This window comes from Pseudomonas sp. KK18 (assembly GCF_037094675.1).
In the GTDB taxonomy this organism is placed as follows: Bacteria; Pseudomonadota; Gammaproteobacteria; order Pseudomonadales; family Pseudomonadaceae; genus Aquipseudomonas.
The window spans coordinates 1989499-2015300 of sequence record NZ_CP146605.1 but is presented as its reverse complement, the minus strand read 5'-3'; the positions used below and the strand labels follow the sequence as shown (position 1 = coordinate 2015300).

Annotated in this window: 25 protein-coding genes; 15 read left to right on the top strand and 10 right to left on the bottom strand. The window is 60.9% G+C overall.

Annotated features, from left to right (window positions below; translation table 11 throughout):
• The first annotated feature begins 77 nt into the window (after positions 1-77).
• Positions 78-1010: a proline iminopeptidase-family hydrolase gene (locus tag V6607_RS09025; protein ID WP_003218843.1), complete on the top strand. Its 933-nt coding sequence runs from the start codon at positions 78-80 to the stop codon at positions 1008-1010.
• A 116-nt stretch (positions 1011-1126) separates the two neighbouring features.
• On the opposite strand, the gene V6607_RS09020 is transcribed toward V6607_RS09025, so the two are convergent.
• Complete coding sequence (locus tag V6607_RS09020) at positions 1127-2638, bottom strand: nucleobase:cation symporter-2 family protein (protein ID WP_003218845.1); 1512 nt, start codon at positions 2636-2638, stop codon at positions 1127-1129.
• 172 nt (positions 2639-2810) lie between these two features.
• Here V6607_RS09020 and V6607_RS09015 point away from each other — a divergent pair, with 172 nt between their 5' ends.
• Both V6607_RS09015 and V6607_RS09010 read left to right on the top strand, forming a co-directional pair.
• Positions 2811-3761, top strand: coding sequence for a LysR family transcriptional regulator (locus V6607_RS09015; RefSeq protein ID WP_102605617.1), 951 nt, complete (start codon positions 2811-2813; stop codon positions 3759-3761).
• 144 nt (positions 3762-3905) lie between these two features.
• A complete protein-coding gene (locus V6607_RS09010) occupies positions 3906-4739 on the top strand; it encodes a hypothetical protein (RefSeq protein ID WP_023659076.1) in 834 nt (277 codons plus the stop codon).
• Here the strand turns inward: V6607_RS09010 and punC are convergent.
• On the bottom strand, positions 4736-5929 hold the full coding sequence (gene punC / locus V6607_RS09005; RefSeq protein ID WP_102605619.1) for a purine nucleoside transporter PunC: 1194 nt from the start codon (positions 5927-5929) through the stop codon (positions 4736-4738). The two genes, V6607_RS09010 and punC, sit on opposite strands and share 4 nt — an antisense overlap.
• Before the next feature lie 122 nt (positions 5930-6051).
• Between punC and punR the strand changes: the two genes are divergently transcribed.
• Positions 6052-6984 (top strand): DNA-binding transcriptional activator PunR, encoded by a 933-nt coding sequence (gene punR, locus V6607_RS09000; RefSeq protein WP_003218855.1) that lies wholly within the window; start codon positions 6052-6054, stop codon positions 6982-6984.
• Between the two features lie 65 nt (positions 6985-7049).
• On the opposite strand, the gene V6607_RS08995 is transcribed toward punR, so the two are convergent.
• Complete coding sequence (locus V6607_RS08995) at positions 7050-8219, bottom strand: aspartate aminotransferase family protein (RefSeq protein ID WP_134325976.1); 1170 nt, start codon at positions 8217-8219, stop codon at positions 7050-7052.
• Between the two features lie 103 nt (positions 8220-8322).
• Between V6607_RS08995 and V6607_RS08990 the strand changes: the two genes are divergently transcribed.
• Complete coding sequence (locus V6607_RS08990; RefSeq protein ID WP_003218860.1) at positions 8323-9228, top strand: LysR family transcriptional regulator; 906 nt, start codon at positions 8323-8325, stop codon at positions 9226-9228.
• On the opposite strand, the gene V6607_RS08985 is transcribed toward V6607_RS08990, so the two are convergent.
• Both V6607_RS08985 and fabV read right to left on the bottom strand, forming a co-directional pair.
• The gene (locus tag V6607_RS08985; RefSeq protein WP_134325975.1) at positions 9225-9848 is read right to left on the bottom strand and encodes an HAD family phosphatase; all 624 of its coding nucleotides are present in this window, start codon (positions 9846-9848) and stop codon (positions 9225-9227) included. The genes V6607_RS08990 and V6607_RS08985 overlap by 4 nt on opposite strands.
• 100 nt (positions 9849-9948) lie before the next feature.
• Positions 9949-11142: an enoyl-ACP reductase FabV gene (gene fabV, locus V6607_RS08980; RefSeq protein WP_003218863.1), complete on the bottom strand. Its 1194-nt coding sequence runs from the start codon at positions 11140-11142 to the stop codon at positions 9949-9951.
• A gap of 384 nt (positions 11143-11526) precedes the next feature.
• Between fabV and V6607_RS08975 the strand changes: the two genes are divergently transcribed.
• Complete coding sequence (locus tag V6607_RS08975; protein ID WP_134325974.1) at positions 11527-12351, top strand: aspartyl/asparaginyl beta-hydroxylase domain-containing protein; 825 nt, start codon at positions 11527-11529, stop codon at positions 12349-12351.
• 147 nt (positions 12352-12498) lie between these two features.
• A complete protein-coding gene (gene ppnN, locus V6607_RS08970; protein ID WP_003218868.1) occupies positions 12499-13872 on the top strand; it encodes a nucleotide 5'-monophosphate nucleosidase PpnN in 1374 nt (457 codons plus the stop codon).
• A gap of 1 nt (position 13873) precedes the next feature.
• On the opposite strand, the gene V6607_RS08965 is transcribed toward ppnN, so the two are convergent.
• Positions 13874-14266, bottom strand: a complete 393-nt coding sequence (locus tag V6607_RS08965) for a RidA family protein (protein ID WP_003218870.1) — start codon at positions 14264-14266, stop codon at positions 13874-13876.
• 98 nt (positions 14267-14364) lie between these two features.
• Here V6607_RS08965 and V6607_RS08960 point away from each other — a divergent pair, with 98 nt between their 5' ends.
• The 3 genes from V6607_RS08960 to V6607_RS08950 all read left to right on the top strand — a co-directional run bounded on the left by V6607_RS08960 (position 14365) and on the right by V6607_RS08950 (position 15520).
• Positions 14365-14679, top strand: a complete 315-nt coding sequence (locus V6607_RS08960; protein ID WP_174717775.1) for an AbrB/MazE/SpoVT family DNA-binding domain-containing protein — start codon at positions 14365-14367, stop codon at positions 14677-14679.
• On the top strand, positions 14676-15071 hold the full coding sequence (locus tag V6607_RS08955) for a type II toxin-antitoxin system VapC family toxin (protein WP_003218874.1): 396 nt from the start codon (positions 14676-14678) through the stop codon (positions 15069-15071). The genes V6607_RS08960 and V6607_RS08955 overlap by 4 nt, the downstream gene beginning before the upstream one ends.
• Positions 15072-15145: 74 nt before the next feature.
• Positions 15146-15520 (top strand): hypothetical protein, encoded by a 375-nt coding sequence (locus V6607_RS08950; RefSeq protein ID WP_032899669.1) that lies wholly within the window; start codon positions 15146-15148, stop codon positions 15518-15520.
• Between the two features lie 15 nt (positions 15521-15535).
• Here the strand turns inward: V6607_RS08950 and V6607_RS08945 are convergent, their stop codons facing one another.
• A complete protein-coding gene (locus V6607_RS08945) occupies positions 15536-15865 on the bottom strand; it encodes a YXWGXW repeat-containing protein (RefSeq protein WP_023659079.1) in 330 nt (109 codons plus the stop codon).
• Between the two features lie 160 nt (positions 15866-16025).
• The gene (locus V6607_RS08940) at positions 16026-16925 is read right to left on the bottom strand and encodes a DMT family transporter (protein WP_102368410.1); all 900 of its coding nucleotides are present in this window, start codon (positions 16923-16925) and stop codon (positions 16026-16028) included.
• A gap of 97 nt (positions 16926-17022) precedes the next feature.
• Between V6607_RS08940 and V6607_RS08935 the strand changes: the two genes are divergently transcribed.
• Positions 17023-17871, top strand: a complete 849-nt coding sequence (locus V6607_RS08935) for a LysR substrate-binding domain-containing protein (RefSeq protein ID WP_134325972.1) — start codon at positions 17023-17025, stop codon at positions 17869-17871.
• On the opposite strand, the gene V6607_RS08930 is transcribed toward V6607_RS08935, so the two are convergent.
• A complete protein-coding gene (locus V6607_RS08930) occupies positions 17868-18764 on the bottom strand; it encodes a LysR family transcriptional regulator (protein ID WP_173883044.1) in 897 nt (298 codons plus the stop codon). The genes V6607_RS08935 and V6607_RS08930 overlap by 4 nt on opposite strands.
• 97 nt (positions 18765-18861) lie before the next feature.
• On the opposite strand from V6607_RS08930, the gene V6607_RS08925 reads away from it, so the two are divergent.
• Positions 18862-19515, top strand: a complete 654-nt coding sequence (locus tag V6607_RS08925; RefSeq protein WP_134325971.1) for an NAD(P)-binding domain-containing protein — start codon at positions 18862-18864, stop codon at positions 19513-19515.
• An 85-nt stretch (positions 19516-19600) separates the two neighbouring features.
• On the opposite strand, the gene mqo is transcribed toward V6607_RS08925, so the two are convergent.
• Complete coding sequence (gene mqo, locus V6607_RS08920; protein ID WP_003218888.1) at positions 19601-21247, bottom strand: malate dehydrogenase (quinone); 1647 nt, start codon at positions 21245-21247, stop codon at positions 19601-19603.
• Positions 21248-21684: 437 nt separating this feature from the next.
• On the opposite strand from mqo, the gene V6607_RS08915 reads away from it, so the two are divergent.
• From V6607_RS08915 to V6607_RS08905, 3 genes are all read left to right on the top strand, one after another.
• The gene (locus V6607_RS08915; RefSeq protein WP_003218890.1) at positions 21685-22263 is read left to right on the top strand and encodes a fimbrial protein; all 579 of its coding nucleotides are present in this window, start codon (positions 21685-21687) and stop codon (positions 22261-22263) included.
• Between the two features lie 67 nt (positions 22264-22330).
• Positions 22331-23026, top strand: a complete 696-nt coding sequence (locus tag V6607_RS08910) for a molecular chaperone (RefSeq protein WP_003218892.1) — start codon at positions 22331-22333, stop codon at positions 23024-23026.
• A 41-nt stretch (positions 23027-23067) separates the two neighbouring features.
• Positions 23068-25644 (top strand): fimbria/pilus outer membrane usher protein, encoded by a 2577-nt coding sequence (locus V6607_RS08905; RefSeq protein WP_134325970.1) that lies wholly within the window; start codon positions 23068-23070, stop codon positions 25642-25644.
• The last annotated feature ends 158 nt before the right edge of the window (positions 25645-25802 follow it).

Genomic DNA, 25802 nt, shown 5'->3' with positions numbered 1-25802 from the left:
GCTGTTTTGCTAGTTACTTAAACTTTCTGTGCCGACTATCGTGTACCTGATCACTTTTTCTCAGGGCAGGGCACGAAATGGAATTCATCGAAACAATCCGCGAAGGCTATGCGGCCTTTCGCGACTACCAGACCTGGTATCGGGTAACCGGCGATCTGGACAGCGGCCTCACACCGCTGGTCATCCTCCATGGTGGCCCGGGTTGTACCCATGATTATGTCGATGCCTACAAGGACGTAGCCGCCAGTGGCCACGCGGTCATTCACTACGACCAACTGGGCAACGGCCGCTCCACCCACCTGCCTGACAAAGACCCTTCATTCTGGACCGTCGGCTTGTTCCTCGAAGAACTGGACAACCTGCTGGACCACCTGCAGATCAGCAACAACTACGCGATCCTGGGTCAATCCTGGGGCGGCATGCTCGGCAGCGAACACGCCATCCTGCAACCCAAGGGCCTGCGTGCATTTATTCCGGCCAACTCGCCGACCTGCATGCGTACCTGGGTTGCCGAGGCCAACCGCCTGCGCAAGCTACTGCCTGAAGGCGTGCACGAGACCTTGCTCAAGCATGAACAGGCCGGCACCTACCAGGACCCTGAATACCTGGCCGCCTCGCGGATTTTCTATGACCAGCACGTGTGTCGGGTCAATCCGTGGCCGGAAGAAGTCGCCCGCACATTCGCCCAGGTGGATTCGGACCCGACGGTGTATCACGCCATGAGCGGCCCGACGGAATTCCATGTGATTGGCAGCTTGAAAGACTGGAACGTGATCGGCCGGCTGTCGAAGGTCAATGTGCCGACCCTGGTGATTTCCGGTCGCCATGACGAGGCCACGCCGCTGGTGGTCAAGCCGTTCCTGGATGAGATCGCCGATGTGCGCTGGGCGCTGTTCGAAGACTCCAGCCACATGCCGCATGTTGAAGAGCGACAGGCGTGCATGGGGACAGTGGTGCAGTTTCTGGATGAGGCTTGTTCCGTGCCCCACAGAACGCTCAAGACTGGCTGAGATCAAAATGTGGGAGCGGGCTTGCTCGCGAAGGCGGTGGATCAGTCAGCATATTTAGCGACTGACACACCGCCTTCGCGAGCAAGCCCGCTCCCACATTGGACTCTTTGTGGCTGTTACACCTCGCTGGTCTGTGCCCTGCCGTGCACGGCCGCTTTCTTCGGCACTTCCTCCAGCAACGGAATTTCCTTGCCCTCGGCATCAAACAGCTTGCCGCCGCTGAAGTAATCCCCGTCCCGCAACGCCGCCACGTCCTGGAAGCACAGGCTGCGTTCCGTCCCGGCAACGAATACCGACTGCTGGTCCGAGTTGCCCGTGGTGAAGTGGTTGAACGCCAGGTTCAACAGGATCGCCATGATCGCCGACGAACTGATCCCCGAGTGGAAAATGGTCGCGAACCAGCTCGGGAAGTGATCGTAGAAACTCGGGGCCGCAATCGGGATCATGCCAAAACCGATGGAAGTGGCGACAATGATCAGGTTCATGTTGTTGCGGTAATCGACCTTGGACAAGGTCCGAATACCACTGGCAGCCACGGTGCCGAACAGCACGATCCCGGCCCCGCCCAGCACCGAAGTCGGCACTGCCGCAATCACCCGCCCCATGAACGGCAGCAGGCCGAGGATCACCAGGAATATCCCACCGGTGGCGACCACATAACGGCTCTTGACCCCGGTAACCGCCACCAGTCCGACGTTTTGTGCAAACGCGCTCTGGGTGAACGAGCCGAAGATCGGCGCAAACATGCTCGACAGCATATCCGCACGCAGGCCATTGCCAAGGCGCTTGGAGTCGACCTTGGTGTCGATGATTTCACCCACTGCCAGAATGTCCGCCGAGGTTTCCACCAGCGTCACCATCACCACGATGCACATGGAAATGATCGCCGCGAGATGGAAGGTTGGCATGCCGAAATGGAAGGGTGTGGGAAAGCCGAACATCGGGCCCTGGGTCACGCTGGAGAAGTCAGCCATGCCGAGGAATACCGCGATGACGGTGCCGATCACCATCGCCAGCAGGATCGACAGTCGCGAGATGGTCGCGCTGCCGATCTTGCTCAGCAGCAATACCAGCACCAGGGTCAGCGCCGCCAGGCCGATGTTCGGCATGCTGCCGAAATCTGCAGCGCGGCTGTTGCCGCCCATGGCCCAGCGGGCGGCGACGGGCATCAACGTCAGGCCGATGGTAGTGATCACAATCCCGGTGACCAGCGGCGGGAAGAATTTGGTGATTCGCGAGAACACCGGGGTGATCAGCAGGCCTATCAGGGAGGCGGCCATCACCGCCCCGAGAATCGCCGGGATGCCACCCGCACCGTCGCTGCCAACAATCGCCACCATGGTCGCCACCCCGGCAAAGGACACCCCTTGCACCAGCGGCAACTGGCAGCCGAAAAACGGCAGGCCCAGGGTTTGCAACAGCGTAGCCAGGCCTCCGGCAAACAGCGAGGCAGCGATCAGCAGGCCAATATCGGCCGGCGACAACCCGGCCGCCTGGCCGACGATCAACGGTACAGCCACGATGCCGCCGTACATGGTGAGCACATGCTGCAGGCCGTAAGCCATGTTGGCCGCGACGCCGAGATTCTCATCTTCTGGCCGCTGCGGTGACGCCTTCGGGATAGTCATGGTGAGGGGTTCTCTGTTTTTGTTGTGCACTCACTGTATGCAATAGAAAGATTGGATGTCCATAGAGTTGTATACAATCATTTTCACAAGAACACCCTGAACGCCGTTACAAAAATCCATTCAGCCGCCCTGCCCCGTGGCTCGAAGCGCTGCGCACAAGGACTTGAAAAAAATGCTCAACCGCAAGCTGCGCATCCACGCCCCGGCGATTTACTACTTCGACATGGTTCGCCGCTGCCACTCGATCCGCGAAGCCGCGCGCCGCCTGAACGTGGCGTCTTCGGCGGTGAACCGGCAGATCCTCAAGCTGGAAGACGAGGTGGGCGCGGCGCTGTTCGAGCGCCTGCCCGGCGGCCTGCGCCTGACGGCGGCCGGGGAAATCCTGACCCGCCACGTGAGTTTCCTGTTGCAGGACGTGGAGCGCGTGCGCGGTGAACTGGATGGCTTGAACGGTGTGCAGACCGGCCACGTGGAAATCGCCACGGTGGAAGGCGCCACTGTGGAGCTGCTGCCCGCCGCCCTCAAGCGCATGCGTGAGCGTTATCCGAAAGTGACCATTGGCGTCACGGTACAAGGTTCGCAATCGATTCCCGGTGCGGTGGTCAACGGCCAGGCTGACCTGGGGCTGGCCTTTGCTTTACCGCGCAGCAGCGAAACCATCCAGGTGTGTGTCGGCCATTTCCGCCTGGGGGCGTTGATGGCACCGGGGCATCCGTTGGCCGGTGAAACCAGCGTGAGTTACGCGCGCTGCTGTGAACACGGGGTGATCCAGGCCAAGAGCGAGCTCTCGGTTCACCACCTGATCGCACCGCTGCACAAGCGTTCGGCGGCGACGAACAAGCCACTGCTGCACAGCAACTCGATGGAGCTGGCCCGGCAACTGGCGCGCCAGCAACTGGGCATCGCGTTCCAGACGCGCATTGGCGTGGAGGTGGATTTAGCCCGCGGCGAACTGCTGCACATTCCGCTCAGCGACCAGGGCGGGATCTTCAGCGACCTGGGCTTGTACGCCCGCAAAGACCGAGACTTGCCGATGGCGGTGCAAGCCATGGCCCATCTGCTCAGTGAAGAAATCAGTTTGCGCGAACATCAGGAAACACCCTGGGCGCCACGTATTTCCTGACTCTCAGGCCAATTTCAGTGCTGCCGTTTCGGCATCGGCCCAGGCGAGATTCTGTTCTTTGGAACCCACAACGGATGTGCCGATACTGCGCCCGGCGACCCTTGCGCGGTCGCCATGAGCCAAAACGCCAAAGGAATTAAAACAATGAAAAAGGCACTGCACGGCGCAACCGTATTACTCACATTGTTCGGCGGCGGGGAGGCTGTCGCGCTGGAATGGATGAACAACAGCGTAGGATTTCGCTACGGGCAACAGTTCACCAACCCGAACAACCCGGATGAGTTCAGCAAGCGCATCTACAGCTTCACCCACGCCAGCGGCTACCAGTACGGCAGCAACTACCTGAACCTCGATGTGTTCCTGTCCGACAGCCGCGACCCACGCAAGGGCACCGACCACGGCGGCAGCGAAGTGTATGCGGTGTACCGGCACCAGCTGTATGCCTCACGGGTATTCGATGTACCGCTCGGCACCGGGGTGATCAAGGATTACGCACTGACCTTCGGCTTTGATGCCAACCGCAACAACAACCTGGCGTCGGCGAAAAAACGTGCGCTGGTGATTGGCCCGACCTTGAAGTTCAACACCGTCGGCGTGCTGGACCTGAGCCTGATGTACTACAAGGAAAGAAACCATTCCGGCATCCCTGGCGCGAAAGAACCCGATCATACCTTCGACGATACCTACATGCTCAACCTGACCTGGATGCGGCCTTTCGAGATCGGCAACCACGGGGCGAAGTTTCAGGGGTTTATCAATCACGTCGGGGAAAAGGGCGAAGACTTCCATGGCCGCGACACCGCGCCGGAAACCCTGATGCGCACCGCGCTGATGGTGGCGGTGCGCCCGGGCAAAAGCGTCAAGCCCAATCTCTACCTGGGCGTCGGGTATGAGTATTGGCATAACAAGTTCGGCGTGGACGGCGGCCGGGGTAGCCGCACGTCAACGCCGACGGTGAACATGGAAGTGACGTTCTAGCGGGCGCGCACCAGGTCGGCATCGCCATCGTCGACCTTCGGTCGCGCCAGCCAGTAGCCCAACACGGCCAATGGCGCGGTCGCCAGCATCACGATCGCGGTGATCAACAGCGGCTGGTCGATCATCGACGACACGATCAGGCTCGCCAGGAAGCACAACCCCAACTGCAAGGTGTTCTGCAATGCCGCCGCCTTGCCGGAATTTTCCGCAAACGGCATCAGTGCATTCGCCACCACGATCGGGTAGCTGGCGCCATTGACCAGGGCCATCAGGCAGAACGGAATCAGCAAGGTGGCGAGCGTCGGCACGGTCAAGGTCGCGACGAGGTACAGCGCGACCATGCTGATGCAGTACGCCAGCAGCAGCCACGGCAACAAAGTCTTGCCCTGGAGCCGCTGCAACGCACTGCGGCAACTGTAGCCACCGATCAGGAACGACAGCGTTGGCAATACGTAGCTCAAGCCGATGTCATTCGGGCTGTAGCCCATCCCGCCAAGGATGAACGGCGAGGCGGTAAGCCAGGCGAAGAAACTGGCCGAGCATGCGGCAAAGATCATCACGTTGCCGGTGAACACCCGCGACTTGAGCAATTGCCCATAGCCGATTCGGGACGGTTCGCCGTCGGTTGTCAGGCGTTTCGGCAGCGGCCTGAGAAACAACGTAGGCAGCAGCAGGAGCAGCGAAACCACCAACAACACACCGAAAATCGCCTGCCAGCCCCAGTGATTCAGCATCAGCGCTCCCAGCAATGGCGCCAGGGCCGGAGACAGTGACATCAGCGGCATAATGCCGGCGAACACCCGATGGGCCTTGTCCGCCGGGTAGCGGTCGATCACCAGCGCCTGCCAACTGACGGCGGCGGAACACACGCCAATCGCCTGGACAAAACGCAAGGCCAACAGCTGCGGTGCGGTCTCGACCCAGAACATCCCCAGGCAGCCGAGCACAAACAGGGAAAGGCCCGTAAGCAGCACCGGCTTGCGTCCCAACCGGTCGGACAGCGGCCCCCACAGCAACTGCCCGACGGCAAAGCCGGCGAGGAAAATGCTCAGGCTCGCGCCCACCGCGCCGGGGGAAATCTGCAGTTGCTCGCCCATGGCGCCAAACGCCGGCAAGTACATATCCATGGCCAGATAGCCGAGCATGCTCAGCCCCGCCAGGTACCAGGTGAATCCAAAAGAATTTTTCATTGAAGCCTTGTATAACCTGCCATCAAACTATTTGCTGACTGGCGCCTATTATGAAGCTGAGCAAATCCCTGTGAAGCGATAATAATTGGACACTCTTATCAATAATTTTGAAGGCAAACCCCATGTGGTCTGAATATTCCCTGGATGTGGTGGATGCAGTGGCCCGCCACGGCAGCTTCAGCGCCGCCGCCCAGGAACTGCACCGCGTGCCGTCAGCCATCAGCTACACCGTGCGGCAACTCGAAGAATGGCTGGCGGTGCCGCTGTTCGTCCGACGGCATCGGGATGTGGAGCTGACACCCGCGGGTAAATTGTTCATCGACGAAGCCCGCGGCGTCATGAAAAAAATGCTCGGCACCCGCCGGCTGTGCCAGCAAGTGGCAAATGGCTGGAGTGGCCAGTTGAAAGTCGCGGTGGATTCCATCGTTAAACAGCAGCGCTGCCGGCAGTTGGTACTGGATTTCTATCGGCAGTTCCCGGAGGTGGAATTGCTGTTGGATTACGAGGTGTACAACGGGGTGTGGGATGCCCTGGCCGATGACCGCACCGATATCGTGATCGGCGCCACCAGCGCGGTGCCGGTGGCCAGTCAATTCACATTTCGTGACATGGGCCTGCTGAACTGGCTGTGCGTGGTCAGCAGCCGGCATCCGCTGGCAGCGGTCGAAGGCCTGCTCAGCGATGACCAACTGCGGCCCTTCGCCTCCCTGTGCATGACCGACACCTCGCGCAACCTGCCCAAGCGCGACACCTGGACCCTGGATAACCAGCGTCGTTTGGTGGTGCCGCACTGGGCTTCGGCGATTGATTGCCTGCGGGATGGCCTGTGCGTCGGCATGGCACCGGCGCACCTGGTGCAGCCGTGGATCGAGCGCGGCGAGCTGAGCGCCCTGCAACTTTCCCGGCCCTTCCCTGCCAGCCCGTCGTGCGTGGCCTGGGCACAGAACAAACTGTCGCCGGCCATGGCCTGGTTGCTGGATTACCTGGGGGATACCGAGACCCTGAACCAGGAATGGCTGAACGGGGTGCAGGTGGGCTCCGGCTACCCCGTTTGACTGATCGTTCCCACGCTCTGCGTGGGAATGTAGCCAGTGACGCTCCGCGTCAGCCTCATCCGTGTTTAGTCCAGAAGCCGGGAAAGTGCGCGCACGATCATCTCCACTTCCTTGGCATCGATGGTCAGCGGCGGCAGCAGGCGGATGATCTTGCCCCGGGTGACGTTGATCAGCAGGCCATGCTCTTGCGCCGCGCGCTGGGCCAGGTCGCGCTGAGGTGTTGCCAGTTCGATGCCGATCATCAGCCCCTGCCCGCGAATCGCCAGCACCTGGGGATGCTCGTTCAATTCCACCCGCAGGCGCGCCAGCAGCCGCTCACCCTGTTGCGCCGCGTTGTCCAGCAGGCCTTGTTCTTCGATGATCTCCAGCACCGTACAACCGACACGGCAGGCCAGCGGGTTGCCGCCGAAGGTGCTGCCGTGGCTGCCGGGGGTAAACAGTTGCGCAACAGCGGCCCGGGCCAGGCACGCGCCAATCGGCACACCGTTGCCGAGGCCTTTGGCCAAAGTCATCACGTCCGGCACGATGCTTTCATGCTGGAAGGCAAACCAGCGACCTGTACGGCCGATCCCGGTCTGGATCTCATCGAGCATCAACAACCAGCCTTGCCGGGTGCAGTGCTCGCGCAAGGCTTTCAGATATCCCGGCGGCGCGACTTGCACGCCGCTTTCGCCCTGGATCGGCTCAAGCAGCACCGCAACAATGCGCGGGCCAAACTCCCGGGTCACGGCCTCCAGTGCCTTCAAGTCACCGAAGCCGACCTTGATAAAATCCCCCGGCAGTTTTTGAAATCCCAACCGCACGGAAGGCCCGTCGCTGGCGGACAGGGTGCCCAGGGTGCGCCCGTGAAAGGCATTCTCCATCACCACCACCAGCGGCTGTTCGATACCCTTTTTCCAGCCATGCAGCCGGGCCAGCTTCAGCGCCGTTTCGTTGGCTTCGGCACCGGAGTTGTTGAAGAACGCCTGGTCCAGCCCGGAAAGCCGGGTGAGGCGCTGGGCCAGGCGCTGCTGCCAGTCGATGCTGTAGAGGTTGGAGGTGTGCAGCAGCAAACCGGCCTGCTCACTGATGGCCGCTACCAGCCGCGGGTGGGAATGACCGACGTTGGTCACCGCCACACCTGCCACCGCATCCAGGTATTCACGGCCCTGCTGGTCCCACAGGCGCGTGCCAAGGCCACGGGTAAAGCTCAGGGGCGACGGTTGATAAGTGGTCATCAGGCAGGCGGCGGTCATGGCATCAGGCTCCAGTGCATCGTAGTGATGGCACCAGTATCGTTAGCCACCCGAGCTGGATAAACTGCACAACACTGCGATCACTTTAAACCAAGGCTTGATAATGGATCTGTTCCAGGCGATGACGGTGTACGTAAAAGTAGTGGAAGCCGGCAGCATGACGGCGGCGGCGCAGGCGTGCGGCATGTCCACCACCATGGTCGGCAATCACCTGCGCGCGCTGGAACAAAGGCTGGGGGTCAGCCTGCTCAAGCGCACCACGCGCAAGCAAAGCCTGACCGAGTTTGGCGGGATTTACTACCAGCGTTGCCTGGAGGTGCTGGGCCTGGTGGCCGACTCCGAGCAGATGGCCGAACAAGCCAACAGTGACGTACCCAAGGGCCTGCTGCGGATCACCGCACCACCGGCCTTTGGCACCGAACGCCTGGCACCGGCGCTCAGCGAATTTTCCCAGCGCTACCCACAGATCAAGCTGTACGTGGTGCTGAGCAACCAGCGGATGGACATGGTCGACAGCGGGTTCGACGTGGCCATCCGCTTGGGCGACCTGGACGCGCCAAGCCTGATTGCCCGCCCCATGCAGGATTACACCATCACCCTCTGCGCCTCTGCGGAGTACCTGGCGCGCCGTGGCACACCTCAACGCCCCGATGATCTGCAGCAACATGACTGCCTGGCGTTCGCTTACCCGGCGACCGACGATTGGCGCAACGCCGACAAGTTGTGGCGAATGCGCGGCGCAGAGGGCGACGTGGAAATTCCGGTTTCCGGCTCATTGACCATCAACAGTTCGCAGGCCTTGCGCCAGGCTGCCCTGGAAGGCATGGGCATCGTGATGCTGCCTGACGCCCTGGTCGAGCCAGACCTGCGGGCCGGTAAACTGGTGGCATTACTGACGGACTACCAACTGCCCAGCCGGCCCATGCATTTGCTGTACGCCCAGGACCGCTATCGCCTGCCCAAGCTGCGGGCGTTCGTGGACTTCGTCATGGAGAAATGGGCGCGCTAGAGGCTCACCCCCAGCTCGATCAAGCGCTCACGGGTCTGCGCGGCAGACACGTGGTGAATCCCCTGCCAACCCAGCGCAGTGGCCGCCTCGATATTGCCGGCTACATCGTCAATAAACACCACTTCACCCGGCTGGATATCCGGCAAATGGGCGCGCACCTGCGCCAGGCTGGCGTGGTAAATCGCAGGATCGGGCTTGATCAGCTTGATTTCGCCGGACACCACGATGTCGCGAAAATACTGCAGGAAGGGATAGTGGGCGCGGGCATAGGGAAAGGTCTCGGCGGACCAGTTGGTCAGGCCGAACAGCGGCATCTTCGCCTCATGCAACGCTTCGAGGATCGCCACGCCCTCCGGCAATGAACCACGCAGCATCTCGTGCCAGCGGTCGTAGTACGCCTGGATCAGTGGTGCATGCTGCGGATGTTCGGCGATCAGCGCGCGGGTGCCCTCAGCCAGACTGCGCCCGGCGTCCTGCTCGGTGTTCCAGGCCTGGGTGCAGACGGTGTCCAGGAACCGTTGGCGCTCCCGGTCGTCGGTAATCAGCTGGCGGTAGAGATGGTGCGGGTTCCAGTCGAACAGGACACCGCCGAAATCAAAAACGACTGCACGAATCGTCATGTAGATCCTCCGTTAGCGTGGGTGTGATAACGGCCGCAGTCTGGCATGACGCGCACAAAAAAGCGGCCCCTGGAGGCCGCTTCTTCGTTACCGCAAGCGCTTAAGCCTGAATCAGGCCCTTGATCTTCACGGTCGGATTCACGTCAGCGTCGTAGTCCACGCCGTCGATCTCGAAACCGAACAGGCGCAGGAATTCCGCCTTGTAGCCGGCAAAATCGCTGATCTCGTTGACGTTGTCATCGGAGACCTGATTCCACAGGGCCGCTACCGCGTCCTGAACCTTAGGCTCAAGTTCCGCGAGGTCGGCGCGCAGGCGGCCGTCGGCGTCGAGCTTGGGCTCTTTGCCATACAGGCTGTCCTTGAACAGGCCGTAGACCTGCTCGATGCAACCTTCGTGGGTGCCCTGCTCTTTCATCACTTTAAACAGCAACGACAGGTACAGCGGCATGATCGGGATCGCCGAGCTGGCCTGGGTCACTACTGCCTTGAGTACCGACACACGGGCGTCGCCTTTCAGCGCCGCGAGGTTTTCGCGCAGGGTCAGGACTTTCTTGTCCAGGTCCTTCTTGGCTTCGCCGATGGAGCCGTTCCAGTAGATATCCTGGGTCAGCTTCTCGCCGAGGTAGGTGAACGCAGTGGTCTTGGCGCCTTCGGCCAACACGTCGGCGTCACGCAGGGCGTCGATCCACAGCTGCCAGTCTTCGCCGCCCATGACTTTCACGGTGCCGTCGATTTCTTCCTGGGTGGCCGGTTCGAGGGTGGTGTCGACCACGACGCCCTTGTCGGTGTTGATGCCGCGCAGGGTCACAGCCTTGCCGATCGGCTTCAGGGTGGAGTTGTGCACCACGCCTTGCGGGTCGGTACGGCGTGGCGCGGCCAGGCTGTAGACCACCAGGTCGATCTTGCCGAGGTCTTTCTTGATGGTTTCGATGGTCAGGCGCTTGATCTCGTCAGAGAACGCATCGCCGTTGATGCTCTTGGCGTACAGGCCTTTTTCCAGCGCAAACTTCTCGAAGGCGGCGCTGTTGTACCAGCCGGCAGAGCTGAGCTTGCCTTCTTCGCCTTCTTTCTCAAAAAACACGCCCAGGGTGTCGGCGCCGCAGCCAAAGGCAGCGCTGATGCGCGCGGCCAGGCCGTAGCCGGTGGAAGCCCCGAGGACCAGCACCTTTTTCGGGCCGCCTTCAATGGCACCGTGTTCGGTCACGTAGTCGATCTGCTCTTTGACATTCGCTTCACAGCCAACCGGGTGAGCGGTCACACAGATAAAGCCACGAACCCGCGGTTTGATGATCATAAAATTTCTGCCTCTTCCAAGGTGCCGAAGGCCAATGGTGGCCATTACAGCGTCAATCGTACGGGTCTATGACGCCCGGAAAACCGAAGCGTCACGATAGTCGCAAATCTTCTGTTCACAAAATGCTATCCGCAACACCGCCAGCCTGGCCATCCGCCGAGGCATTTTAGGGGGACAGCGGTAAAAATCTGTGCAGTGACTTCACAAATTTCCAGCATTTAAAACGCCACGTGAGGGCGATAACACCCTATCATGACCATATTATTTCGATATGTTTCGGCTCGGGCATGATGCCCACGGGTTGACTGACTCCTTTGCCTGGCCTGCCAGTCAACCGCGGACGGTTTTGAAGCAATCGAAAACCGTCTGATGGAGCCCAGTTTCATGAGTAAGAGTGTCATCCGCAAACGCCTGGCGTCCGCCGCATGGGTCCTTGGCGTCTTGCTGTTCATTTATTGCTTCCCCAAGACCACCCTGGTGTTTCTGATGCTGGTGGTGTTCTGCGGCCTGTACGATTTCCTGCGCAATGGCCTGTACGACGGCGCGACCATCAAGAAGTATTTCATCGGCAACGGCCGCAATACCTGGTTGCTGGCGCCGTTCAACACGCTGTTTGACCTGATGAGCCAGCGCAATCGCCACGTTTATAAAATGAACGACCTGCCGCCGGCCTGGCGCGAAGACCTGCAAAAGGTGATCGACGACGCCATGGCCAACAAAGACGAGATCATCCAGTACCTGGATGAGCGCATGGCCGAGAAAAAACGCGGCATGCTGTTTTTCCAATGGTACGGCCGCCCGATCGAGACCACCCTGGATATCCCGCAACTGCGGGAAAAACTGCCCTACGTGAAAACCATCGGCGTGTCGGTATTCAACGAAAACCGTTCCACCTCGTTTCACTTCGGCCCGCTGCGCATGATGTTCCGCGTGCTCTACAACATGGCACCGGCGCCCCATCACGATGGCGTCTACATCCAGGTCGGCAAGCACAAACACTACTGGCACGATGATCCGCTGTTTATCTTCGATGACACGCTGATGCATGCCTCCTTCAACAAGAACGACGCCAAGCGCTACTGCCTGTTCATCGACATCGTGCGGCCAACCCTGGTGCCGTCGGTGCTCAACGGCCTGATCGCGGCCTTTGCCGGAGCAGTCTTTACCCTGCGTCGGTTTTTCTACAAAAACTGGAAGCTGATTCAGTAACTTCTGCGGCATGATGGTGCGCGACGGTGTTTGCGCTCGGCTCCAGTGCCGGGGAAAATGCCAGTCCAATGCGACCGAAAACGGCGCGCACTATCCTCAAGCCACTGGCCATGCATGGTCCGGTGGCTGTGCTTTCAGGGAATCAGAATGCCCCAAAGACAAGTCATCAATGCCTCCGTAAGCCCTAAAGGCAGCCTTGAAACGCTGTCGCAACGTGAAGTCCAGCAACTGAGCGAAGCCGGTACCGGCAGCATCTACACCCTCTTCCGTCAATGCGCCCTGGCCATCCTCAACACCGGCGCGCACATCGACAACGCCAAGACCATCCTCGACGCCTATAAAGATTTCGAAGTGCGCATCCACCAGCAGGACCGTGGCGTGCGCCTGGAACTGTTGAATGCACCGGCTGACGCGTTCGTCGATGGTGAAATGATCGCCAGTACCCGGGAGATGCTGTTCAGCGCCCTGCGTGACATCGTCTACACCGAAAACGAACTGGACAGCCAGCGCATCGACCTGAGCAGCTCCCAGGGCATCACCGACTACGTGTTCCACCTGCTGCGCAACGCCCGCACCCTGCGCCCGGGCGTCGAGCCGAAGATCGTGGTGTGCTGGGGCGGGCACTCGATCAATACCGAAGAATACAAATACACCAAGAAAGTCGGCCACGAACTCGGCCTGCGCAGCCTCGACGTGTGCACCGGCTGCGGCCCCGGCGTGATGAAAGGCCCGATGAAGGGCGCAACCATTTCCCACGCCAAGCAACGCATTACCGGCGGGCGCTACCTGGGCCTGACCGAGCCGGGGATCATCGCCGCCGAGGCGCCGAACCCGATCGTCAATGAGCTGGTGATTTTGCCGGACATCGAAAAGCGCCTGGAAGCCTTCGTGCGCGTCGGCCACGGCATCATCATCTTCCCGGGCGGCGCCGGCACCGCCGAAGAGTTCCTGTACCTGCTGGGCATCCTGATGCACCCGGACAACCGCGACGTGCCGTTCCCGGTGATCCTCACCGGGCCGAAACACGCCGCGCCGTACCTGCAACAGTTGCACGCGTTCGTCGGCGCGACTCTGGGCGAAGCGGCCCAGGCTCATTACCAGATCATCATTGACGACCCGGCTGAGGTGGCACGGCAGATGACCGTCGGCTTGAAAGCGGTCAAACAGTTCCGCCGCGAGCGCAACGACGCGTTCCACTTCAACTGGCTGCTGAAGATCGACGAGGGCTTCCAGCGCCCGTTCGACCCGACCCACGCCAACATGGCCAGCCTGCAACTGAGCCACGCGCTGCCGCCCCATGAACTGGCGGCCAACCTGCGCCGGGCGTTCTCGGGGATTGTGGCGGGCAACGTCAAGGACAAGGGCATCCGCCTGATCGAGCAGAACGGGCCGTATGAGATTCATGGCGACCCGGCGATCATGAAACCGCTGGATGAGTTGCTGAAGGCGTTCGTAGAGCAGCACCGGATGAAACTGCCAGGCGGCGCCGCCTACGTGCCGTGCTACCGCGTGGTGCAGTGAGTCAGCGCTGAACCGCTACGCACTTGATCTCCAGCAGCAAGCCTGGGTTGGCCAGTTCTGATACGCCAATGACCGTCCAGGCGCACAACCCGCGAGGGAACAGGCGGTTTTTCACTTCACGGAAAACCGCCATGTGCTCGCTCATGTTCACGTGGTAGGTGGTCATGTCGACCACGTCTTCAAACGTACAGCCCCCCTCCTCCAATACCAGGCGCAGGCTCTCCCAGGCGGCGACGAACTGTGCCTCGGGATCGGTGATGACTTCCAGGTGTTCCGTGCGGCCGACCTGCCCTGCGCAGTACAGGGTCTTGCCGACTTTTACGGCCGGGACGTAGCCGGCGCGCTCGACGATGGGGTGCATGGAGGTGGGGATGATGAGGTGGCGGTCGGTCATATGTTGTATCTCTTAAGGCTGGTTTCAGGCGTGTCGACGGGAAACGTTCGGACTATCGTTTTACCTGTTCCGACCCACCCACGCCAGATGAGTAACCTATGGACCAATGGATCTTGCCCTCCACTATTCCTTACCCTAAGGTAAGGAGTATCACGAGAGAGGCTTTCAACATGGCTACCGCCACACTCACTTCAAAAGGCCAAATAACCATTCCCGTTCAAGTCAGGGCCGCACTTGGGCTGAACACTGGCGACCGGGTCGAATTCGTCGAAATGGAAGAGGGCAAGTTTGCGATCATCGCGGCCAGCAAGACTGTGTCGGACCTCAAAGGGCTGATCCGCAAACCCGCCAATCCCGTCAGCATCGAAGAAATGAACCTGGCCATCGCTGCACAGGGAGCCAAAGCACGATGATTGGACTGGATACCAATGTGCTGGTGCGTTACGTCACCCAGGATGATCCCGTCCAATCGCCAAAGGCATCCAGACTGATCGAGTCGCTCACCACTGCCTCGCCGGGTTTTGTCAGCCTGGTTTCAGTGGTGGAACTGGTGTGGGTCCTGCAGTCCAGTTACCAGTCAGCCAAGAGTGAAGTGGTTGCGGTCCTGGAGACGCTGCTGCGTACCCGCGAACTGACCGTAGAGCACGCCGACGTTATCTGGCAGGCACTCCGGCGATTTACAAGCACCAGGGCCGATTTCGCCGACTGCCTGATTGAACGCTGCGCCCACGCAGCAGGCTGTGAATATACGGCGACATTTGATGTCAGCGCGGCCAAGGCTACAGGTATGCGGCGGCTGACCTGAGGCGTCGCGTTGCAGAAGCGTCAAGGCTTTGGTAGAAAATGCCCTTACTGACTTTATCCAGAGACAAGACCAACGTGCGCACGCTTTTTCTCGCCGGCCTGGCATTAACGTCCCCATTGACCCTCGCCGAAGCCATCGCCTGGCCCGACCTGCCCGACACCTGCTTCGTCAGCGGTCGCTCCGCTACCAGTCAGGATGTGGACACCGGTTGTGCGGCGTTTCTGATCAATGTGAAGGGCAAGGCGGCAGGCACGCCGATCAAGCTGGATATCCCGCAGTACGCCATGCATGTCGACGAAGGCACCGGCAAGGAAACACCGGTGATCCTCATCCAGGCGGAAGAGAATGGCGATGTTAAAGCTGTAGGTTACAAGGAGCTTGGCACCGGCCAGTTGGGCGCGGCGCTGCTCAGGGAAGTTCGGCTTCTGGGTACGAAGAAGCCGATTTAAGCCATCGGAAAACGGTCAGCGAACCCAACCGCCGCCCTGCCAGTGATAGCCGTCGTTACGCTGCTCCCAATGCGGGTGAACATAACGGTAACCTGGCCGTACCGGCTCCCAGTGGCCGTGAACCGCCACATAGCGCCCACCTTCCCAACGCCAGTAGCCACGCGACCACAGGTAACCTGGCCGCCCTTCGGGCTCGACCTCGATGACCTGCACCGGCGGCGGTTGCGGCGCGACGACTTCTACATATTCACGCTGCACCGGTCGTCGATCATGCACGACCCGCTCCTCTACACACCCGGAAGCCGCGACGACCAAAGCCGCCAATGCCGCATAACGTAACAACATACAGAATCCTCGGGCGTGACCGCCCAGCGTTTATACCGGTAAAAAAAGTGCCCCCTTGTTCCAGCCGCGCTCCTGCTTGGCCATAAGACTTTTTAACAGGTGCCAACTGTCAGCTTGCTGAACCCACGGGCAGACAGCAGGTAAAGAAAAACTGACCTTTTCAAGAGGCACAGACTGCGACCGGCTGTTTCAGTCGCACCAGAATCAGCCCGGCCACCACCACGGCGATCCCTGCATATGTCGACGCATGAATCTCATCGCCAAACATCAGTGCCGCCCACACCAGTGTCACGGGAGGCTCCAGGTACACCAATGTCGCCACATGGGTAGCCGTCATTACGCGCAACAACATCCACAGGCTCAGGTAAGCCACGAAGGTAGAGAACACCGTCAGCCAAACGATGGAGATCAATACGTCGGGGGTCCGCGGAATGCTCAGCGTATCGGTGTACAGCACCGCTGCAGCAAAGCCGATCAAGGTCAGCAACGACTGGATAAACAACGCCAGGCTCAGGCCGCCGGAGTCAGTGCGGGCCGCCCGCCGTTCGTACAGCGTGGCCACGGTCAGACCGAGTGCCGACACCAGGGGCAATGCATACATGACCCACCCGACTTCGGCCCCGCTGTTGTGGTATTGCCCGAAGATGACGATCGACACGCCAGCAAAACCGATCATCAACCCCAGCCACTGCCAGCCGCCGCTGCGTTCGGCGTGGCTACCCGATGACAGCGCCGCCGTCATCAATGGCTGCAGGGCCGCGATGATCGCCGCAATCCCCGGCGGCAAACCGTTCTGGATCGCCACGTAGACACAGGTCAAATAGAGAAACTGCGAGAGGAAACCCACCACCGCGTGATGGCGGATCTGTGCCCAGGAAACCTTCAGCAGCCGCACGTTCAAAAACAGCGCCAGGCACAACGACACCAGCAAGAAACGCCAGAACAGCACGTTGAACACGCCATCACTCCGGGTCGCCAGTTTCGCGCCGATAAACCCCGAACTCCACGACAGCACGAACACCGCCTGTAACAGCAACCGCCCCACGGTTGATCGCTTCATTGAGCCTCCGGTTCGCTTGATTGACCAAAAGGCTAAGTGCCGCGCATGATTCTGTATATTTGAATAATCTGTACCACTAATCCTTAAAAGTGGAATCATGAGCAAACAACTGAATATTGACCTGTTGCGCACTTTCCACGCGGTGGCGCGCTTCCAGCGATTCAACGAAGCGGCCAATCATGTGCACCGCAGTGCCTCGACGGTGACCACGCAGATCCAGAAGCTCGAAGACCAGGTCGGCCAACGCCTGTTCAGCCGCAGCAACCAGGGGGTTGAACTGACGATGTACGGCAAGAAACTCCTGGGCGAAACCACCGAATTCCTCAAGAGCCACGACCGCTTGCTGGCCTCCCTCACGCCGCAACGCATGCAGGGCAAGATTCGCCTGGGATTGCCTGATTCTTACGCGCCAGACTTCATGCAGGAGTTCCTGCCCCGCCTGGTCGCCGACAACCCACTGCTGGAACTGGAGGTAGAGGCGCGCTCCAGTGGCGAACTGCTCACGCTGTTCGCCAGCAGGCAGTTGGACCTGGCCCTGATTGTCAGCGCCCAGCCGTTGGAACAAGGCGAGCGCCTGGGAGAAATCCAGCCGCTGTGGGTGGCCGCCGAACACTTCAGCTGCCCACCGCAGGCGCCACTGCCGATTGCCGTGCAACTGACAGGTTGCCCTTATCGCGCTGCAGCGATTCGAGCGCTGAAGGAGCACGGCACTTACTATCGGGTGCTGCTGGAAAGCGCGAGTTCGCCCGCTGTTGAAGCGTGTATCCGCAGTGGCATGGCGGTGGGGTTGGTGGAAGAAAGCCGCATGGGTAAGGGATTGACGCGCCAGATTGCTGGAGCTGAACTGCCGCCGCTGCCGCTGCATCACCTGTACCTGCTTGGCGACAGCAGCAACCTGTTGGCACTGCATCTGTATGAGCAGGTCAAGGCCGGCTTCAGCGTCTAGGGTGGTCCGAAACGCAACAGCACCGCATCGACAAATCGCCGCAGCTTGGCGGTGCGCTGGCGATTCGCGGTGTAGAGCAAATGCATCTGCCGACTTGGCGCCTCATAGTCCGGCAGCACTCGCACCAACTCACCGCTCTTGAGGGCCGAGCGTAAGAAATCCTCAGGCCCCAGCACAATCCCGAAACCATCCCGCGCGGCCGACATCAAGGCCCGGCTTTCATTCACGTGCAGGCGGCTGGCAACCTGCGCCTTGTGCAGGACGGCGCCTTGGTAGAACGACCATTCGCGATCCGCCGGGCGTGACCAGTAGGCGTATCCCAGGCACTCGTGGTGTTCAAGGTCAGCGGGCGTCAGCGGCGTGCCGCGCTCGGCCAGGTATTTGGGTGCCGCACAGACCACCAGACGGTAGGGCTGCAGCGGCCGGGCGGTGAGGCTGCTGTTCGCCAGCGGGCCGATACGGAACGCCACTTCGTAGCCCTCCTCCACCAGGTCGACAAACCGGTCGGTCAGGTGCAGGTCGATTTCCACCTCGGGGTTGTCGCGTAAAAATTCGGTCACCAGTGGCATCAGGCTGTAGGAGCCAAAAGTCACTGGGGCGCTGATCTTGAGCTTGCCCCGTGGTGTGTCATTCATGATCTGGGCGAGGGAGTCTGCGGCCTCTGCCTCTGTCAGGATATGTTTGCAGCGCTCGTAGTACGCGCTTCCCAACTCCGTCAGGCTTTGCCGGCGTGTGGTGCGGTTGAGCAGGCGTGCGCCCAGCCGCCGCTCCAGCGCCGCCACATGCTTGGCTACCATCTGCGGCGACATTCCCAGGCGTTCGGCAGCACGGGCGTAGGACCCCAGTTCGGCAGCCATCACAAAGGCACTCATGCTTGAAAGGCGGTCCATCATTCACAACTCCGAGTAACAACACCAAGACCAGAACGGCCATTTATCCTCATCCAGTAGCCAATCATCATAACGTCTCTCTCAACTCAGGAGCACCGACATGAAAATTGGCATTATCGGAGCAGGCTTTATCGGACGCGCCGTTGCGCAGTTGGCGTTGGCGGCCGGCCATGAAGTGATGTTGAGCAACTCCCGCGGCCCGCAGTCGATGAGCAGCGTGCTGAGTGGCATTCGTGGGGTTCAAGTGGGTACTGCGCAAGACGCCGCGCAATTTGGCGAACTGGTCCTGCTGGCGATTCCGTTCGAACATTACCGCAGCGTGCCGGCGCAGTGGCTGGAAGGCAAAACCGTGATGGATGCCAACAACTACTACCCGAACCGCGACGGCCATATTCCCGTGCTCGACCGCTTTGAAACCACCACCAGCCGGTTGGTGGCCGAGCACCTATCGCAATCAACTGTGGTGAAAGTGTTCAACGCTATCCTGGCGCCGGACCTGACCCAGGATGCTCGCAGCCGCGGCGCACCCGACCGGCGCGCGCTCCCGGTCGCGGCGGATGACCCGGCAGCCAAGGCGCAAGTCATCGCCCTGCTGGACGAGATCGGCTTCGACGCAGTGGATGCCGGTGGGCTGGATGAGAGCTGGCGGTTTGAACGCGCCAAGCCGGCGTACTGCATACCTCTGGATAAAGAGGGACTGAAGGCAGCGTTGGCAGCTGCAGAGCGGCAGGTCGAAGTACCCGCTCATTGGTGACACCTGCAAAAAAGCCCGCTGACCGTCACCGGTTCAGCGGGCTTTTTACGTTGCGCAGGCCCTGAATCAGGACCTCACCGACGTCTTACAGCGCGAGGTCAGAAGCTGGCTTGCTCGGCTCAGCCGCAGGCTTTGCAGCCTCGGTGGCTTTCGGAGCAGTCAGCTGCGGAATCGCAGGTGGAGGCGTCAGCTGCAGAATGTTGGCGGTGTAGGCCCATTCTTTAGCCACAGCTTCAGGGCTGTCGTTCAGCTTGGTGCCGTAGCTAGGCACGATCTGGTGCAGCTTTTCCTGCCAGGCCGGGGAAGCAACCTGTTCCTTGAACACTTTCTGCAGCACGGTCAGCATGATCGGAGCCGCGGTGGACGCGCCTGGCGATGCACCCAACAGGCCGGCGATGGTGTTGTCGGCGGAGCTGACCACTTCGGTACCGAGTTTCAGGACGCCGCCCTGCTCTTCGTCACGCTTGATGATCTGCACACGCTGACCGGCCTGCCACAGGCGCCAGTCTTCTTTCTTGGCGTTCGGGAAGTACTCTTGCAGCGCCTTGAAGCGGTCGTCATCCGACAGCATCAGTTGGCCGGCGAGGTACTCGACCAGTGGGTATTCGCGGATACCGACTTTGGTCATTGGCCAGATGTTGTGGGTGGTGGTGCTGGTCAGCAGGTCCAGGTACGAGCCTTCTTTCAGGAACTTGGTCGAGAAGGTGGCGAATGGGCCAAACAGGATCACGCGCTTGCCATCCAGCACGCGGGTGTCCAGGTGCGGAACCGACATCGGCGGTGCGCCAACGGAAGCTTTACCGTAGGCCTTGGCCAGGTGCTGCTCGGCAATCGTTGGGTTATCGGTGACCAGGAACGAACCACCAACAGGGAAACCCGCGTATTCCTTGGCTTCAGGAATGCCCGACTTCTGCAGCAGGTGCAGTGCACCGCCGCCCGCGCCGATGAACACGAACTTGGCGTCGGTTTCAGTCTTGGTGCCGTCTTTCAGGTTCTTGTAGCTGACACGCCAGGTGCCATCGGCGTTCTTGGTGATGTCCTGCACTTCGCTCGACAGTTTCAGGTCGAACTTCGGCGTAGTTTGCAGGTGAGCGACGAACTGGCGCGTGATCTCGCCGAAGTTCACGTCCGTACCGATCGGGGTCCAGGTGGCCGCGATTTTCTGGTTCGGGTCACGCCCTTCCATCATCAGCGGAACCCATTTGGCGATTTGCGCCGGGTCTTCGGAGTACTGCATGCCGGCGAACAGCGGGCTCGCCTGCAGCGCTTCGTAACGCTTCTTCAGGAACTTGATGTTGTCATCCCCCCACACGAAGCTCATGTGCGGAGTGGAGTTGATGAACGAACGTGGGTTCTTCAGGACGCCCTGCTGAACCTGCCAGGACCAGAACTGACGGGAGATCTGGAACGCTTCGTTGATCTCGACCGCTTTCGGGATCTCAACGTTGCCGTTCTTGTCTTCCGGGGTGTAGTTCAGCTCAGCCAAAGCCGAGTGACCGGTACCGGCGTTGTTCCAGCCGTTGGAGCTTTCTTCGGCCACGCCATCAAGGCGCTCGACCATCTCCATCGACCAATCCGGTTGCAGCTCATTGAGCCATACACCCAGGGTTGCACTCATGATGCCGCCGCCGATCAGCAGCACATCGACTTTCTTTGCCTCTTCCGCGTGAACGGAAGTGATCCCCATCGACAAAGCCAGCCCCAGCAGGGCAGTGTTTACTTTTTTAAACATCAGTAGCACCTATGATAAAACGCCATCCGCCCCACTGCCCCTGATCATGGGCAACCCTCAATCACGCTGCGCCAGGCAACGCACCGCGGGGTGTGCACATTCATTCGGGGACCGCAGGGTGGGCACACAAGGCCGACGTATCGACCTCACTTTTATGTCCCTTCTGCGCTGACTTCTTATCATTATTGGCTTCAGCTACCTGGGCGCCAGCTAACCACCGGGACGTATACGGGTGTACGTACTCGATAGAGGCTAGACCAAGATGGCGCGCAGAATATCACGCTCGGCGCCTTATATGGACTCAGCGGTCGGGCGGCCATCAGTTCGCCAGTTTTTAAGATTCGTCTCATGTGCCTCTAAAACACAGCATTGCACTATGGATTGGCTTACCTGACGGGTAGGCAGACAACCTTCCTTCTCTTAAAAGAGGCACTGCAATGCTGAACAAACTGAGCCAACTCACCCTCGCCTGCGGCGCTTGCTGGTTGCTGGCCGGCACCGCTCAGGCGGCGGACGGGCAGATCGAATTCACCGGTTCCGTCACCGATAACGCCTGCACCATCACCACCGGCGACGTGAACAAGTCGGTGACTCTGGACCCGGTGCGCATCGCTGACTTCGCGCCCACCGTGGGTTCGGTGCTCACCGATAAAGCTAAGCCGTTTTCCATCAGCCTGGACAACTGCAGCACCGCGACCCGTAAAAACGTCGCGATCACCTTCAGCGGCCAGCAAGACGCCAGCGACCCGACATTACTGGGCCTGACCGGTGAAAACCAGGTGCGCGGCATCGCGATCCAGATCACCGACTCCCGTAACGGCAACAAACTGCCACTGAACACGCCGACCGCCGATTACGACCTGCGTGCACAGTCCAATACCTTCGACTTTACCGCTGCCTACGTGCGCACCGTCGCCGACACCACCACCGGTGAAGGCGACGACGCGGTGACCACCTCCGGCATCAGCACCGGTCAGGTGCACGCGCTGGCCAGCTTCGACGTTACCTACAAGTAATTGCTCGTCAACACCGTGGGCCAGGCGTTCGCGCGCCGGCCCGCGGGCTTCCGGAGGTCCCCCTGTCATGCGTTTGAAAGTCTATCTTCTGCTCGCCCTGCTGCCGCTCTGGCACAGCGCCGCCAACGCCGCCGTCACCGTCGGCGCCACGCGACTGATCTACGACGGCGCTTCCAACGAAGCCAACCTGAGCGTCAGCAACCGCGACGACACCTCGCCTTACCTCGTGCAGTCCTGGGTCAGCCACTTCGGCAGTGGCAACGAGGAAAGCGTCGATAACTTTATCGTCACGCCGCCGCTGTTCCGGCTGGATGCCGACAAGGAAAACATCCTGCGCATCATTTTTACCGGTGGCCCAGAAGTGCCCCAGGACCGCGAAAGCCTGTTCCTGATGAACGTCAAGGCAATCCCGGCCATGAGCGACGATCAAAAAGGCAAGAACGTGCTGCAGATCGCGCTCAAGACCACGATCAAACTGTTCTACCGCCCGGCCGGCCTCAAAGGTTCGCTCAAGGACGCGGTGGCGCAAGTGAACTGGAAGGCCCAAGCGGGTGCATTGGCCGTCAATAACGCCTCCAAGCTGCACGTGGTGGTCAGCGAACTGAAGCTCAACGGCCTGCCGATCACCCAGGCGCCGGATGTGCTGCGCCCAGGCGAAGCGCGTGAGCTGCCGATCCAGGCAAAGGCCGGCGATGAAGTGCAACTGAGCTACATCGATGACTACGGCAGCATCGTGACCGCCCCCGTCATCCGCATTCACTGATACCCACGCGACAACCCCGGAACGCCTTTTCAGGAACGACCATGCTCCGTTCATTCCCATTCATGCGCCGTCGGGCCGTGAAGGCTTTCGGCTGCCCGCTCGTGGCCGCCGCCGCCTTGCACCTGGCCCCCGCACACGCCGGCTACGAGTTCGATGCGTCGTTTCTCGAAATCGGCGGCGGGCAGAGTTCGGCCGCTGTGAAACAACAGGTCAGCGCCATGAGCGACGGCCAGTTGCCGGGGATTTACCGGGTGGATATCCAGCTCAACCAGCGCTCGATCGAACAGCGTGATGTGCGTTTCATCCGCGCCACCGGCACCCAGGAACGCTCGAGCACCGGCCTGTTCCCCTGCCTGGATGTCGAGTTCTTCCGCGCCCAGGGCGTGGCCGACACGGCCCTGCAAAACCGCACCGACGCCGACCCCACCTGCATTGCGTTCGATCAGGGCCTGGCCGGCGTGAGCTACGACTACGACTTCAACCGCCAGATCCTGTCGATTGAAATCCCACAGGCCTACCTGGGCAGCATCCCTTTTGAAGTGCGCCGTCGGCAATGGAGTAACGGCGAACAGGTGGCCTTCACCAACTACAGCTTCACCGGCAGCACCGTGGAGTCCGATACCGGCCGCCGCCAGGACCAGTTCGGCAGCCTGAGGAGCGGCGTGAATGCCGGGGCCTGGCGCCTGCGCAATTTTTCGACCTGGCAAAAAGGCAGCACCACGCCCGGGCGCTGGGAGTCGCTGGAAACCTACGCCCAGCGCGACATGGGCAATATGATGGCGATCGCCACCCTGGGCGATTCCACCACCGAAGGCGACCTGTTTGACGCGATCCCCTATCGCGGGCTGGGCATCGCCTCTGATCTGGACATGCTGCCCGACCAGGCCCGCGAATTCGCCCCGGTGATTCGCGGCATTGCCAATGGCCGCTCGCGGGTGATCATCCGCCAGCGCGGCTATGTGATCCATGAGCAATGGGTGCCGTCGGGGCCGTTCGCCTTGACCGACCTGTACCCCACCGCCAGCAATGGCGACATCGAAGTCACCGTGGAAGGCCCGGACGGCCAGCGCCAGGTCTACACCCAGTCGTTCTCGTCGGTGCCCTACATGCTGCGCGAAGGCCAGCAAAGCTATTCGGTATTCGCCGGCCAATACCGCCCGGCGCAATCGTCCTTTGTGCAGCAAACCCCAACATTTATCCAGGCCTCCCTACGACGCGGTTTGAGCGGCAGCACCACGCTGTTTGGCGGCAGCCTGCTGAGTAATCAATACAACGCCGGCCTGCTGGGTTTTGCCCACGACTTTGCCGGCTTTGGCGCGATCTCGGTGGACGTGACCCACGCCCGCAGCGACGCCGTGGGCCGGGAGAAAACCACGTCCAGCGGCCAGTCGTTTCGCTTTCGCTATTCCAAGTCCCTGGCGGCCACCGACACCAACTTCAGCCTGATCGGCTACCGCTACTCCACCGGCGGCTACTACTCGTTCAACGAAGCGCTGAACAGCCGCAGCACCGAGCAAACCCTGGACACGTACCGCAGCGGCCACATGAAAAGCAACTTCACCGCCAACGTGTCGCAGCAATTGGGCGGCTACGGCGGGGTCTATGCCAACGTGTCGAAAACCGCCTACTGGGACAAGAGCAAGGCCGACACCTCGATCCAATTGGGATACAGCGCGAGCGTCGGGGACATTTCCTACTCCCTTGGGCTGGGCCTGAACAAAGGCGCCAACAGCGACGACCGCAGCCTGTCCCTGAGCATCAGCATGCCCCTGGGCGGCACGCGCAGCCAGCGCGTTACGGCCAACATGAACCAGAGTGCGCGGGGCTCGGCATCACGCACCGCGACCCTGAGCGGCAACGCGTTCGAGGACGATACGCTGGCCTACAGCGCGGGTGTGTCGCAGCAAGTCAGCGGCGCGCAACGCCAGACCGGCGGCACCTTCGCCGCGCAATACGACGCGCCCAACGCGATTGTGCGCGGTGCCTATAACGAGACCACCGGCAGCCGCCAACTGGACATGGGCGTCGAAGGTTCGGTGGTGGCGTATGGCAGCAACCTGATGTTCAGCCAGCCATTGGGCGAAACCAATGTGATCGTCGCCACACCGGGCGCCGCCGACGTGGGCATCAGCAACAAGCGCGGTGTGCGCACCAACAGCAATGGCTACACCGTGGTGCCGCAGGCCCTGCCCTATCGCAAAAACCGCGTGTCGCTGGACACCCAGTCGATGCCGTCTGACGTCGACATCGCCGAGCCGGTGCAGGAAGTCACGCCAAACCGCGGCGCGTTTGTACTGGCCGACTTCGACACCCGGCGCGGCCAACGCATCCTGTTTCGCATCAGCGACACCCTTGGCGAAGCAGCGCCGTTTGCCGCCCGCGCCGAATTGTTTGCCCCGGATGGCCGCGCCCTCGGCAACACCCTGGTGGCCGACAAAGGCCGCGCGTTCCTGACCGGCGTGCCGCCCGAGGCGCGGTTGTTGGTCAGCGTCGACGGCCAGCCGTGGTGCAGCCGTGAATTGAAGCTGGACGAAACAGCGCCTGCCGACGGCGGCATCACCCAAATGAATATTCAATGTGAGCGCGCGGCCGGTGGGTCGGGTGCCAAGGATTCCTGACATGATCGTTAAAGCAACACATAAGGTGCGTGGACGGCTGATGCTTGCGCTGTTGTGCGCAGTATTGAGCTGCCTTTCACAACAGGCGCAAGCGTTGGTCGAAGGGAATCTCAACTGCACAGTGCCGGGTTTTCCGAGCGGCGGTTACACTTTTACGC

Excerpts from the sequence above, each read along its gene's own strand:
- V6607_RS08965 (WP_003218870.1), bottom strand. The coding sequence starts at position 14,266 with ATGACCGACCGCCACCTCATCATCCCCACCTCCATGCACCCCATCGTC.
- V6607_RS09015 (WP_102605617.1), top strand. The coding sequence starts at position 2,811 with ATGCTCAACCGCAAGCTGCGCATCCACGCCCCGGCGATTTACTACTTC.
- V6607_RS08955 (WP_003218874.1), top strand. The coding sequence starts at position 14,676 with ATGATTGGACTGGATACCAATGTGCTGGTGCGTTACGTCACCCAGGAT.
- V6607_RS08940 (WP_102368410.1), bottom strand. The coding sequence starts at position 16,925 with ATGAAGCGATCAACCGTGGGGCGGTTGCTGTTACAGGCGGTGTTCGTG.
- V6607_RS08910 (WP_003218892.1), top strand. The coding sequence starts at position 22,331 with ATGCGTTTGAAAGTCTATCTTCTGCTCGCCCTGCTGCCGCTCTGGCAC.
- V6607_RS09020 (WP_003218845.1), bottom strand. The coding sequence starts at position 2,638 with ATGACTATCCCGAAGGCGTCACCGCAGCGGCCAGAAGATGAGAATCTC.
- V6607_RS08935 (WP_134325972.1), top strand. The coding sequence starts at position 17,023 with ATGAGCAAACAACTGAATATTGACCTGTTGCGCACTTTCCACGCGGTG.
- V6607_RS08975 (WP_134325974.1), top strand. The coding sequence starts at position 11,527 with ATGAGTAAGAGTGTCATCCGCAAACGCCTGGCGTCCGCCGCATGGGTC.
- ppnN (WP_003218868.1), top strand. The coding sequence starts at position 12,499 with ATGCCCCAAAGACAAGTCATCAATGCCTCCGTAAGCCCTAAAGGCAGC.
- mqo (WP_003218888.1), bottom strand. The coding sequence starts at position 21,247 with ATGTTTAAAAAAGTAAACACTGCCCTGCTGGGGCTGGCTTTGTCGATG.
- punC (WP_102605619.1), bottom strand. The coding sequence starts at position 5,929 with ATGAAAAATTCTTTTGGATTCACCTGGTACCTGGCGGGGCTGAGCATG.
- V6607_RS08995 (WP_134325976.1), bottom strand. The coding sequence starts at position 8,219 with ATGACCGCCGCCTGCCTGATGACCACTTATCAACCGTCGCCCCTGAGC.
- V6607_RS08915 (WP_003218890.1), top strand. The coding sequence starts at position 21,685 with ATGCTGAACAAACTGAGCCAACTCACCCTCGCCTGCGGCGCTTGCTGG.
- V6607_RS09025 (WP_003218843.1), top strand. The coding sequence starts at position 78 with ATGGAATTCATCGAAACAATCCGCGAAGGCTATGCGGCCTTTCGCGAC.
- V6607_RS08945 (WP_023659079.1), bottom strand. The coding sequence starts at position 15,865 with ATGTTGTTACGTTATGCGGCATTGGCGGCTTTGGTCGTCGCGGCTTCC.
- punR (WP_003218855.1), top strand. The coding sequence starts at position 6,052 with ATGTGGTCTGAATATTCCCTGGATGTGGTGGATGCAGTGGCCCGCCAC.
- V6607_RS08985 (WP_134325975.1), bottom strand. The coding sequence starts at position 9,848 with ATGACGATTCGTGCAGTCGTTTTTGATTTCGGCGGTGTCCTGTTCGAC.
- V6607_RS09010 (WP_023659076.1), top strand. The coding sequence starts at position 3,906 with ATGAAAAAGGCACTGCACGGCGCAACCGTATTACTCACATTGTTCGGC.
- V6607_RS08990 (WP_003218860.1), top strand. The coding sequence starts at position 8,323 with ATGGATCTGTTCCAGGCGATGACGGTGTACGTAAAAGTAGTGGAAGCC.
- V6607_RS08930 (WP_173883044.1), bottom strand. The coding sequence starts at position 18,764 with ATGATGGACCGCCTTTCAAGCATGAGTGCCTTTGTGATGGCTGCCGAA.
- fabV (WP_003218863.1), bottom strand. The coding sequence starts at position 11,142 with ATGATCATCAAACCGCGGGTTCGTGGCTTTATCTGTGTGACCGCTCAC.
- V6607_RS08960 (WP_174717775.1), top strand. The coding sequence starts at position 14,365 with ATGGACCAATGGATCTTGCCCTCCACTATTCCTTACCCTAAGGTAAGG.
- V6607_RS08925 (WP_134325971.1), top strand. The coding sequence starts at position 18,862 with ATGAAAATTGGCATTATCGGAGCAGGCTTTATCGGACGCGCCGTTGCG.
- V6607_RS08905 (WP_134325970.1), top strand. The coding sequence starts at position 23,068 with ATGCTCCGTTCATTCCCATTCATGCGCCGTCGGGCCGTGAAGGCTTTC.